The organism is Streptomyces sp. ActVer (assembly GCF_027270795.1).
In the GTDB taxonomy this organism is placed as follows: domain Bacteria; phylum Actinomycetota; class Actinomycetes; order Streptomycetales; family Streptomycetaceae; genus Streptomyces; species Streptomyces umbrinus_A.
In genome coordinates this window covers 1-649 of the sequence record NZ_JAPWHT010001008.1, presented here as the reverse complement: position 1 = coordinate 649, position 649 = coordinate 1, and the positions used below count along the sequence as shown (strand labels likewise).

Annotated in this window: 1 pseudogene; it reads right to left on the bottom strand. The window is 76.6% G+C overall.

Annotation, left to right across the window (positions count from 1 at the left end):
• A pseudogene (locus O3Q52_RS53865) lies at positions 1–649 on the bottom strand (serine/threonine protein phosphatase); the annotation flags it as partial.

Genomic DNA, 649 nt, shown 5'->3' with positions numbered 1-649 from the left:
GGGCACGGTCAGGTCCTCGCCGATCAGCTCGGGCAGCGCGGCCCGTGCGGCGGGCGCGTCCGCGAAGACGGGCCGGACACCGCGCAGCACCTCGTTCAGCGCGCCACCGGGCCGTACGGTGCACAGCTCGGCGGTGATGCCGAGGTCGGGCTCGGGCTGGAGCGCGGGCAGCAGGAATCCCTCGGTGTCCCGGTCCTCGGGGATCCGGTCCGTGCGCCGCAGCCGCAGCACGACGGGCCCGGTGGGCCGTTCGTCACCGACGGGCAGCGGGTCGCGCAGATAGACGAGGATCGCGTCCGAGAAGGTCGGCACGGTGGCCCGGCACAGGCCCATCACGATCTCGTCGAGGTCGATGCCGCGGGCGATCCGCCGGGTGGCGGCCCCCACGAAGCGCAGCCGGTCGCCGTCCCGGCGCATGGGCATGGGAGTGCCCGGCGCGGTCCCCTGCCCCGTACGCCGCTCCTTGCCGCTCTGGACCGCGGCCGCCTCGGCACCCGACTGGGCCGGGATGGTCTCGGGCGCGGGCCGCGGGCGGTGCGGATCGGGCTCCGTGACGGATGGCTGGGAATGCTCGGATCCCGAGCCGGCGGGAGCGTCGGTCGGGCCGTGACCGCCGGAGGGCGCGGGCGGGCCCTGGCTGCCAGATCGG